The organism is Myroides odoratimimus, assembly GCF_001485415.1.
In the GTDB taxonomy this organism is placed as follows: domain Bacteria; phylum Bacteroidota; class Bacteroidia; order Flavobacteriales; family Flavobacteriaceae; genus Flavobacterium; species Flavobacterium odoratimimum.
In genome coordinates, this window is record NZ_BCMQ01000050.1 from 1 (window position 1) to 10,882 (window position 10,882).

8 protein-coding genes and 1 riboswitch are annotated in these 10,882 nt (G+C 29.2%); of the genes, 7 read left to right on the forward strand and 1 reads right to left on the reverse strand.

What is annotated here, in order from left to right; all coding sequences use genetic code 11:
• The 7 genes from traK to MODO_RS18580 all read left to right on the forward strand — a co-directional run.
• Window positions 1–376: conjugative transposon protein TraK (gene traK, locus MODO_RS18555; protein ID WP_069190350.1), on the forward strand; the 376-nt coding region annotated here is incomplete at its 5' end.
• A 12-nt stretch (window positions 377–388) separates the two neighbouring features.
• On the forward strand, window positions 389–682 hold the full coding sequence (locus MODO_RS19660; protein WP_081316900.1) for a hypothetical protein: 294 nt from the start codon (window positions 389–391) through the stop codon (window positions 680–682).
• The gene (traM, locus tag MODO_RS18560; RefSeq protein ID WP_059051703.1) at window positions 657–1,943 is read left to right on the forward strand and encodes a conjugative transposon protein TraM; all 1,287 of its coding nucleotides are present in this window, start codon (window positions 657–659) and stop codon (window positions 1,941–1,943) included. Before MODO_RS19660 ends, traM begins: the two co-directional genes overlap by 26 nt.
• A gap of 29 nt (window positions 1,944–1,972) precedes the next feature.
• Window positions 1,973–2,845 carry a conjugative transposon protein TraN gene (gene traN / locus MODO_RS18565; RefSeq protein ID WP_059051705.1) on the forward strand — a complete coding sequence of 291 codons (873 nt, stop codon included), beginning with the start codon at window positions 1,973–1,975 and terminating at the stop codon, window positions 2,843–2,845.
• Between the two features lie 261 nt (window positions 2,846–3,106).
• Window positions 3,107–6,796 carry a YobI family P-loop NTPase gene (locus MODO_RS18570; protein WP_059051707.1) on the forward strand — a complete coding sequence of 1,230 codons (3,690 nt, stop codon included), beginning with the start codon at window positions 3,107–3,109 and terminating at the stop codon, window positions 6,794–6,796.
• A 200-nt stretch (window positions 6,797–6,996) separates the two neighbouring features.
• Window positions 6,997–7,092: riboswitch (TPP riboswitch) on the forward strand.
• A 112-nt stretch (window positions 7,093–7,204) separates the two neighbouring features.
• On the forward strand, window positions 7,205–7,618 hold the full coding sequence (locus tag MODO_RS18575) for an NUDIX domain-containing protein (RefSeq protein ID WP_059051709.1): 414 nt from the start codon (window positions 7,205–7,207) through the stop codon (window positions 7,616–7,618).
• A 573-nt stretch (window positions 7,619–8,191) separates the two neighbouring features.
• Window positions 8,192–9,259, forward strand: coding sequence for a 2,3-butanediol dehydrogenase (locus MODO_RS18580; RefSeq protein ID WP_006258620.1), 1,068 nt, complete (start codon window positions 8,192–8,194; stop codon window positions 9,257–9,259).
• 400 nt (window positions 9,260–9,659) lie between these two features.
• Here the strand turns inward: MODO_RS18580 and MODO_RS18585 are convergent, their stop codons facing one another.
• A complete protein-coding gene (locus MODO_RS18585; protein WP_006258619.1) occupies window positions 9,660–10,655 on the reverse strand; it encodes an IS110 family RNA-guided transposase in 996 nt (331 codons plus the stop codon).
• Window positions 10,656–10,882: the final 227 nt, after the last annotated feature.

Sequence of the window (10,882 nt, forward strand, 5' to 3'; positions counted from 1 at the left end):
GCTTTTCTTTACCCTCTCACCTGAAAAGGCAGCTATTGAGGGTAATATGCAAAGAGCGTTTAACCTATCTGATAAAACAGCCTTTGACTACTACAAGGACTTACTTGAAAAAGGTTATTACAGCAGAGTCATTTCAGGAAATATCCAGCAAAGGGTAGAGGTGGATAGCATTAAGATAGATTTTAACGCCTATCCTTATAAGACATTAACCTATGCGACTCAGTATATCATCCGTTCAAGTAACCTAACTAAAAGGAACCTTATAACAAGTAGCCAGCTTGTTTCGGCTGTACGCTCAGATAATAACCCGCAAGGGTTTATTATCGAAAAGTTTACAGTTGTAGAGAACAAAGACTTAGAAGTTATTAAACGCTAAAAAAACAAGACTATGAATAAGCTACAACTTCTAAGACACAGCTATTCCAGTAGACTACAGGTCTACTGGAATAACCTCTCTATAAAAAGACAGCGAGTTTTATTACTTATTGTATTTACCCTTTATGGTCTTGTTTGTCTTTTTATTGTAAAGACAAGCTTTACCTCTACAATAAAGGAGACAACAACCAATAAACAGACGCAAAGTAATATAAAACCAGTGAAGTATTTGCTTGATAGGCAAAAGATAGAATCACAATCAACTATTAAACTAAATTATTATGAATCAAGATCAATCATCAAATAAAACCCATCAGATAGAGAAAGTACCCAAAGAAAATAAGGTATTTCAAAATTTGATAGAAAAACACAAAAAGCATATTGTCTTTGCTTTAATGGGTATTGTGTTTTTAGGGACTATGTACTTTTTGTTTAAACCAGAAGAGAAGGAGCTTATCATTCACAATGATTCTGTTCCAGAGGCAACAACACAGGGGATGCCAACAGATAAGGTAAAAGCTTATGAAAAGGAGCTATGGGAACAGAAGCAACAGGAAAATGAAAATCAGATTTACTCCTTAGCAGATTATTGGAATGAGTCGCAAGACGAGTCAACTAATACTTATAATCACAAGGATTATAATGTAGAACCTACTTACACGCCTTATGAGCAGTCTTATCAGAACTACAAGCAAACCCAAGATGTACTTGGTAGTTTTTATAGCAGTACTGAAAATCCTGAAACTGATCGCCTTAAAAAGCAAATAGAAGAGTTAGAGAAACAATTAGAACAAAAAGATACTCCAACTGCTATTACTATGGATAATCAATTAGAGCTTATGGAAAAGTCTTTTCAAATGGCAGCGAAGTACCTGCCAGGTGGACAAACTCCAAATATATCATTACCACTAAATCAAACTACTAACGGCCAAACAATTCCAAGTAAAAAACAGGCAATTACAGTGATTGAAGAAACAAATAAAGAGATTGTTTCTTCACTTGTTAAGCCTCCAAATTTACAGGATTTCTTACCAATTAATTCTGAAAACAATCCAACCTTCTATACAGCAGAAGGAGAGCATAAAACGCAAATCCACAAAAACAGTATAAAAGTAAGTATCAAAGAAGATCAGGTCATTATAAACGAAGGTTACATCAAACTAAGACTCTTAGAAAGTATTGTAATAAATGGAGCTTTATTACCTGAAGCAAGTACACTCATTGCTAAAGTAAAAGTAAATAGCGGTAGACTTGAGCTAAGTGTAAATTCTATTAAGATGGAAGAGACTATCATAGAAACAGAGCTTATTGGTTATGATAACTATGGACAAAGAGGCTTAGAGGTATTAGACCTTCAAGAAATAAGCGCCTCAAAAGAAATCATAGCCAATATGGGACAGACAGCAGGCACAAGTATCTCAATGACAAAATCTGCTTCAGACCAAATAGTAGGAGATTTAACCAAAGGACTCATTCAAGGGGTGTCAGGGTACTTTTCAAAGAAAGTAAAAGCCCAACGAGTAACGCTAAAACAAGGACAAGAGCTGTTTCTTATGCCTAAAGAATAACAATCAATAACAAAAAAAATCAAATCATTATGAAAACAATTATAAAATATATGCTACTGTGCTTACTAACAGTAAACACACTAAAGGCTCAAGAAAATAGTCAATCTATTAACCTTTCAACTGCTGAGGTAACTCCTTATAAGGTAGAACTAACCCAAAACAAAACAACTCATATACTATTTCCAAGCAGCATTGAATATGTTGATTTAGGAAGTAGTGAAATTATAGCTAGTAAAGTAGAAGCAACATCTAATGTTCTTCGCTTAAAAACTACAAAAGAAGATATCACTCCTACAAACTTCACTGTTATCACAAACGATGGTAAATATTACAATTTCAATACTACTTATAAAGAAGAGCCATTACAACTGAGCTATGACTTGACCAAGTTTGAAAAACAAATAAATAAACAGCAAAGCGAAGTGTTATTTAAAGACTTAGGAATTACAAGCCCAAGTTTAGCTGATCTTTTTATGAAAGCAATCATAAATAAAAACAAGAAAGAGCTAAATATCAAAAGTAAAAGTTACGAAGTAGAAGCAAGGTTAAAGAGTATTTATATTCAAGATGGTAAACTATATTTTCATGTTTTTATCAATAACAAAAGCAATTTACCATATGAAGTTGACTATGTTAGTTTTAAAATCAAAGATAAAAGAACTTCAAAACGAACTACTATTCAAGAAGTAAGTTTAAAACCAATTAGAAGTCTTACTAATTCTCAAACAATCAATAGTCATAGTAAACAAGACAATGTCTTTATGTTAGATCAGTTTACGATGTCTGATAAACAAATGCTCTTAATTGAAGTTAATGAGAAAAATGGAGTTAGGAGTCAGGTTTTGAAAGTAAGAAGTTCAGAAATTTTAAGATTGAAAAAAGTTGACTTATTAAAGTTATAATTAAATAAGAAAGCCCTTATAATAGGGCTTTTATTATATTGTTTGATAGACTTATTCTATTAATTAAGGATTAAAATACACTCTCTTACTAGATAAAACGTTGAGTGGAAATAAAAACAACCTATTTAATTGATATCTTTTATATATTTAAGATAAAATATAAATTCTATATATTAATCTGAATTGATATAAGTTAGTAACAACAATAAAAAAGTAATACTATCATTCTAAATATTATAAAATTACATTAACCTTTGATTGATGAAAAAAAAAATACTAGAACAACTTGATATTTTGATTAGATATCTTGAGTCTGTTAGATTTAAATATAGAGAAAAAGAAGATGAAAAATTAGGGTATTCTTCTTTATCTCCTATAGGAAATGGCGATGAAAATGGACATTACTCAAAAGCACTATTATGGTCATTAGAGAATAGGAAAAAGGAAGATATTAAAAATATAGCTTTAACAGGACCTTATGGTTCAGGTAAGAGTAGTATATTGAAAACTTTTCAAAAAAATTATAAAGGGAAGGATCTGAAATTTTTAAATATCTCGTTAGCAACCTTTAAGGAAGAGGATTCTGAACTTGGTAAAAAGGAAGACCAGGTTCATAAGTCAGAGCTATTACGTTTAATTGAAACAAGTATATTAGAACAGATTTTTTATCATGAGGAGGATAATAAAATACCAGATTCAAGATTCAAGAAAATAAAAAGCTACAATCTAAAGAAGCTTTTACTTCTCTCTTTAGGGTATTTACTTTTTTTAATTTCATTGTATAATTATTTTAACCCTTATCTTATTCAAGATGTATTCCAAGATACTGTTATAAATAGTAAGATATGTAGTATTGTTCATTATAGTGGAATTATAATAATATTATTAGGCTTTTTCTTCATAATATTAAAGTCGGTTAGGATAATAAGTGTAATTACCCTCAATAAATTTAAGGTACAAAATGCAGAAATAGGGATTGGAGAGAATTTAAATAAGTCTGTTTTAAATCATCACATTGATGAAATCCTTTATTTTTTTTCTGTAAGACCTTATAATGTTGTGATAATTGAAGATTTAGATAGATTTAGGGAAACAGAGATTTTTACCAAACTTCGAGAAATAAATTTACTTTTAAATAATTCAGAAAAAACTAAACGTAAAGAAATTGTCTTTGTATATGCTGTACGCGATGATATGTTTAAAGATAAGGAACGAACTAAATTTTTTGATTTTATTATTCCTGTTATACCTGTAATAAATTCGTCTAACTCTAGTGAAATTTTATTGAAGAAGAAAAAAGAATACACTTACAATCTAAGTGATAGCCTAATTGAGAATCTTTCTTTTTTTATTGATGACATGCGTTTACTTCATAATATATCCAATGAGTTTTACTTATATACGGAGAAACTGAATAAAAGTTTAAATCAAGATAAATTATTTGCCATAATAACTTATAAAAATATTTATCCTAATGACTTTATGAAGTTAAGTTATAATGATGGGATTCTATACAATGTTCTTAAATTAAAAAATACTTTTGTAAAAAAAGAGGTTGCTGAAATTGATAGAAAGATCAAGCTGTTTAAGGATAGGGTTGTTGTACTAGAAGGATTATTTATCAATAACTTAGAAGAGTTAAGACTTTTATATGTTTTACGTATAATAGAAACTCTACCTGGGTTTAAATCATTTAATATTAATGATAAAGATATGTCTATTGATGATGTAATTGATGATGCAAATTTTGAGTACTTGACAACTGATAATTATTCTTATACAGAAAAGACATATAGTTATTATGGTAATATGACTACTCCGAAAAGCAGTTATACTACAAAATTTATAGATATTGAAAAAAGAGTGGATAGTAAGCCATATTTGCTTAGAGAAAAAGAGATAGCTGATTTAACTGAAGGGAAAATAGTCTCTTTAAGAAAACAAATAGCTGAATATGAGGAAGAAAAGAAAGGGAAAAGAAAGGCAAAATTAGCAGAACTATTAAAAACAGGTAGTATAGATTCTAGTATAGATTTACCTGATAATTATGATAAGTCATTTATTAATATACTATTGCGAAATGGATATATTGCAGAAGATTATCTAGACTACGTATCCCTATTTCATGAAGAGAGTATTACTAGAGCTGATTTTCAATTTCATATTAGTATCAAAAGTGAGATAAATCAACCATTTGATTATAAATTAGCTAAGTTAGATAAGCTATTATTTAAGATTAATCCTGTTGATTTTCAAACAGAGTACATTTTAAACTATGATATTTTAGATTATGTACTTTTACATTCCAAGCAATATCAAGTTCAACTTGACTCTATCTTTAATAAGCTAAAAGATGAATCTACTATTTCGATTGAATTTATTGAGGGATATTTTGGAATGACTCCTTATTTGAAAGATTTTATAAAGAAGCTTTGTAATGCATGGTCTAATATATGGGGATTTGTAGAAACAAATGTAGATTTTTCTGAGGATTTTAAAAATGAACTTTTCATTAGTATTATTGAGTTTGGTGATATAAAAGATATTGAAGATATATCTAAACAATCTTCATTTAAGAATAACATTTTATCTAATTCATTATTTTTAAATGTAATAAAGGATACCAATAAACTTAAAATGGTTATTGAGAAATTAAATGTAATTTTCAAGGACATTGATTTTACTGAATCATCAGAAGAAATGTTGTCTTTTATTTATGAAAGAAACTATTATGAATTAAATGTAGAGATGATTAGTTCAATAATTAAACAATTTGGAGAATTTAATCAAGTAGATTTTGATAATTCTAATTATTATTTAATTATGTCGTCTAATGCTAATAAACTAATTCAGTATCTTGATAAGAACATTGATGATTATGTTAGGAATATTTATTTAAAGATTGATAGTAACAAAAAAGAAAAAGAAAGTAGTTATATAGAGTTATTGAATAATGAAAATATAGAATTGAAGAATATGAAAAGAATTATTCTTCAAGTTGAAACTAAAATAACAAAACTGGCAAGTATTAAGGATTCTACATTATACCCTATGCTATTGGAAAACAATAAAATAATACCTTCTTGGGAGAATTTATTGTATAATTATAATAGTCAGATTATTGTTGAGGATGATGAATTTGAAATATTTAAGTCTTGTATACTATTTATTAATGTGCTGGAAAATGCTCAAGAACTCTCTAAGGTTAAAGTTCCAAAAGAAGAAAACAAAGATAAAAACTATAATGTGTTCTATAAAAAATTAATTCAAAGAGATGAGATTGGAGACTTATCATATGATTTAATTACGAAATCTAGCCCTTGGTGGTATAGTAATTTAAAAATAGAAAACTTATCAGAAAACAAGATTGTTTCACTTATAAATAATACTTGTATTAGTCCTGTTATTGAGAGTTATAACTCTTTGAAGGAACATACTAATGGATTAAATATTTATTTGTTGGAAAAAAGAAAAACAGAGTATTTTAAAATATTACAAGAACTTAGTTTTGATAGTGATGATTTAAAATTAGTTTTAAAATCTACAGTATTAACAAATTTTGAAAAATCAAGTATTTTAAAGAAATGTACAGATGAAACAATAATTACAGATGATAATTTAAAACTATTAGCTAATATAGCTGCAATAGATAGGTCATTTATAGTTACAGATAATATATTGAATGAAATTTTTAAAAGTAATAATGTATTACTAGAAGATAAGATTAGTTTATTTAGTAAGAATGCTAATAAGTATGATTTATCATTTACTGAAAGTTTTTTAGAAAGTTTAGGAGGGATTTATAAACAAATAACTGATAAGCGTCAAAAAGCTAAATTGCCAAAAAATGAAAGTAATGAGAAGTTTCTTGAAGTTCTAGAAAAAAAAGGATATATATCTTCTTTTTCAACTAGATCATTAGATTATATGGTGAATCATAAAAGAAAATAAAATGATTGAGTTTTTGTCACTTTGAATATTACGATCGATTAGATTTGTGCCAGTGAAATGCTTTCGGAATACATAGTAGGAGAGTTTGAATGATATAAGTTTTTATCTGTTTTTTTGCTTTAATAAATAAGAGTGAAGGGAATTTATTTTTGAATTTTGTTCAAAAATAAATCAAAATGTTTATAAAGTTTTTTAGCTTTGTTAAGCTTTAGGGGTACCTGATACTTTCAGGTTGAGAAATACTCTTTGAACCTGATGTGGTTAATACCATCGTAGGAAAAAGCAGAATAGATGATTTTTTGATCATCTGTTTTGCCGTTTCTTTTATTGAATTTTAAAGTTAAACAGCATCAAAGTTTACTTCTCAATTTATTATCCATTTTAAAGCATTTTATTTAAATTAATAATATGAGTGAATTAGATGGGTTTAGTATTAGAGTTTATGGATTATGCATAAACAATAGTGAAATTTTATGTCTACATGAAAAATATCAAGGCCAAATTTATTGTAAGCTTCCTGGTGGAGGATTGGAATTTGGAGAAGGAATAATAGAATGTTTGAAAAGAGAATTTAAAGAAGAGTTAAATGTCAATATCGAAATTGTAAATCATTTATATACTCAAGAAGATTATGTTGAATCTTATGTGAAAAACGGTAAGCAATTATTGTTTATTTATTATATTGTTAATATAGTAGATATAGAGAATTTAAAAATTATTGATGATAATATCATAGATGTTGTATGGAAAGATTTAGAATCTAAAAAACCATTCAATTTTTTAATTGATAATATAGCAGTACAAAAATACACTGATAGTTGAAATGTTAATAATACTCAAATAAATACTTTTGATTAAATTAAATGTAAAGTATCTTGTAATTAAGTTAGATGTCAAAAAAAATTCTATATATTTGATATTAAATTAATATACTTGAAATCATTGATATAAAAGCTTGGCTATTTCATGGCACATAAAAATTTAAAAGCCAGAAAGCCGCTATTTATAAGACATACGGAGTAAGGTGTAAATCCCTCTTTCTCCGCTGAAAAGCCCGATAACACTCGTTATCGGGCTTTTTTTATGCCCTTGAGCACCTAGTTTGCACCTTTCTTTAAAAAGTTCGTAAAAGCAATTATTCTAATCTCAATCTAACCTTATTTCAATAATCGTTTTCTTATAAAAACACTCCTCTCTTTTACGTTAAAATTTAAACATAGATACTTAACAAACTACATTATCTCTTTCATTTTAGAAGTTATCATTCTAAAACACTTGCAGTCTTAAAATGATAACACAATATTGATTAATAATTAACAACCAAAGCTTCGCGGGAAACGAATATTCTCTAGTTTTCTCAGTATATTTGAGTGAAACATAAAAAAGAATATTATTATGAGCACAATGAAAGCAGCACGCTGGTATGCAGCCAAAGATATTAGAGTAGAACAAACAGAAATCCCTACTCCAGCTAAAGGACAGGTAAAAGTAGCAGTTCAATATGCTGGTATCTGTGGATCAGACTTACACGAATATGTACACGGGCCTCAATTAATTCCATTAGACAAACCTTATCCATTAAATGGTCATCAGGGTGTAACTACTTTAGGACATGAGTTCTCAGGTATCGTTGAAGAATTAGGTGAAGGTGTAAAAAATATTAAAGTAGGGGATCGTGTAGTAATTGAGCCTATCTATAAAAACTTCGATAGTCCATTCGTAGCTTCTGGAGAATACAACTTAGGAGAACACTTAGGTTTCATCGGATTAGCAGGTAATGGAGGATTTGCAAAATACGTAGTGGTTGAAGATTATATGATTCACAAAATTCCTGATACGATGTCTTTTGAACAAGGTGCTTTAGTAGAGCCTGCTGCAGTAGCTGTATACTCAGTACTACAGAGTGGTCTAAAAGTAGGACAGACAGTATTAGTATCTGGTGCAGGACCTATCGGGTTACTATGTGCTCAAGCAGCTTTAGCAGCTGGTGCGTCTACTGTGATCGTTACAGATGTAGCAGAGAAACGCTTAGAGAAAGCAAAAGAAATCGGAGCTACTCATGTATTCAATGCTATGGAAGCTGATCTTCCTGCTAAGATTAAAGCCTTGACTGGTGGTCTAGGAGTTAATGTATTCTTAGATTGTGCTGGAGTACAAGCTTCTTATAATACAGGTATTGCTTCTACTCGTAATGGAGGTACTGCTGTATTAGTTGCTTTATTCGGAAAACCAGTTCAACACGATGCTTTAGATCAAGTATTAAGAGAGATCACTGTAAAAGGGGTTATCGCTTATAGAAATATCTTCCCTGAAGTAATTAACTTAATCGACTCTGGTCGTATGGAGGTAGAAAAATTAGTGACAAATAAAATTGGTTTAGACGAGATTGTAACAAATGGTTTTGAAGCCTTAGTAAGCAATCCAGAACAAGTTAAAATCCTTATTGATATCAATAGAGCATAACTTTTAATTAGGAGTTATAAATTAGGAATTAGGAATGCTTTCCCTTCGGGAATTAGGATTCTATTAATAAATACAAAAGCCATTACTTAAAAACAAGTAATGGCTTTTTTGATGGGTTTAACACTTATGATTTTATCTGCCAGATATACATACCTATGCTGAAGTCATAAATTCCTAATTCTCAATTCCTAATTAATGAGTGTTGCAAGCAACATTTTTAATTCTTTTATTAATGCCTAAAAGGCAAGCCTCGTAATTCGATTACTATGATAAAAGCAAATCATTATTAATATATTTTACACCTTATTTTTGAGAATAACTCAATAAAACAAGGCATATCTAACCTGAGGATTATATCCGTATTATCCTCTATTTTTGTTTCTAATTCAATGTATGATGTTTATGCTACTTGTCGTACCTCATAAGCTTTTTTATTCCTAACACAAGAACATATACGCTGTACAAGCTTGTTTCTAACATTGTTTAAAACAAGCATCTTATGCTTACCTTCTCCAACTTTCCTCTCGTAATAAGCCCTTATCTCTGGGTCCCATCTAACAGCTGATAAAGCACAGAGATGTAAAAGTTTTTTAAGCTTTTTATTAGCCATAAAGTGTACTTTAGCTTTGCCTCTTACACTTTTACCTGAAGTATATTCAAAAGGGACAACACCACAATAAGATGCTAATTGTCGAGAGTCTTCAAATGATGTAAACGCATTGGTATAACATATTAAAAACATCGCTGTAATATCTCCAACACCTCTTACAGAAATCACACAATCAAATATCTCAGATACCTCTTGATTTTCTCTAATAAGAGTATTTAACTGTTCTTCAATCACCTTTATAGCGTTCTCTAAAGCCTTGATAATAGCCTTATCATTTTTAGACAAAACCTTGTACAGTTCATCATTAAACCCCTTAAATTCGTTGGTTCTTACTTCTATAGCTGTCTTATGAGCTATACTCATCTCTCGCTGTCCCAATAGAGCCTGAATCTTATTCAATACAGCCTTTGATGCTTTAAAGAGCTTCGCTTCTTCTTGATTTTTCTTAGCATACAATGCTATCCTTTTAGAATCTATCTTGTCATTCTTTCCTCTTTGTATTCCACTACTTCTTATAATTCTATAAGCCATTTCTACCCATAGATTACAATTCTTTGAAAGCAAAATATCTACTAAAATATTTTTATAAATACCTGTATGCTCCATACATATCAATGTTTCCTCTACACAACATCCTTCGCTTTTCATCCACTTCATAAATTGATCAACTCCCGTTTTAGTGTTTTCAAACTGATTGTGTTTACAAGAATTAGCATCTACATAAATAGCTACATCAAAATAATCTTTGGAAATATCTATTCCGATAAATTGTGTAAATTTGTCCATATGATAATTATTTAAGGCAACCTGTTACTAAAATATCATCTAAACCTTAATACTAGACCTCGACGTCTTAATTACTAGTCTGATACTCTTTAGTAAAATCAACAAAGTCCTACTCGAATTTTAGGGCGTTATCCTTGTAATTCGTCTGGTTCACTTTGTTGATTAGGTTGTTTTATTTATTCTCTACAATATTATCATATTCTCAGTTAGCAAATCTAAAGGTAATT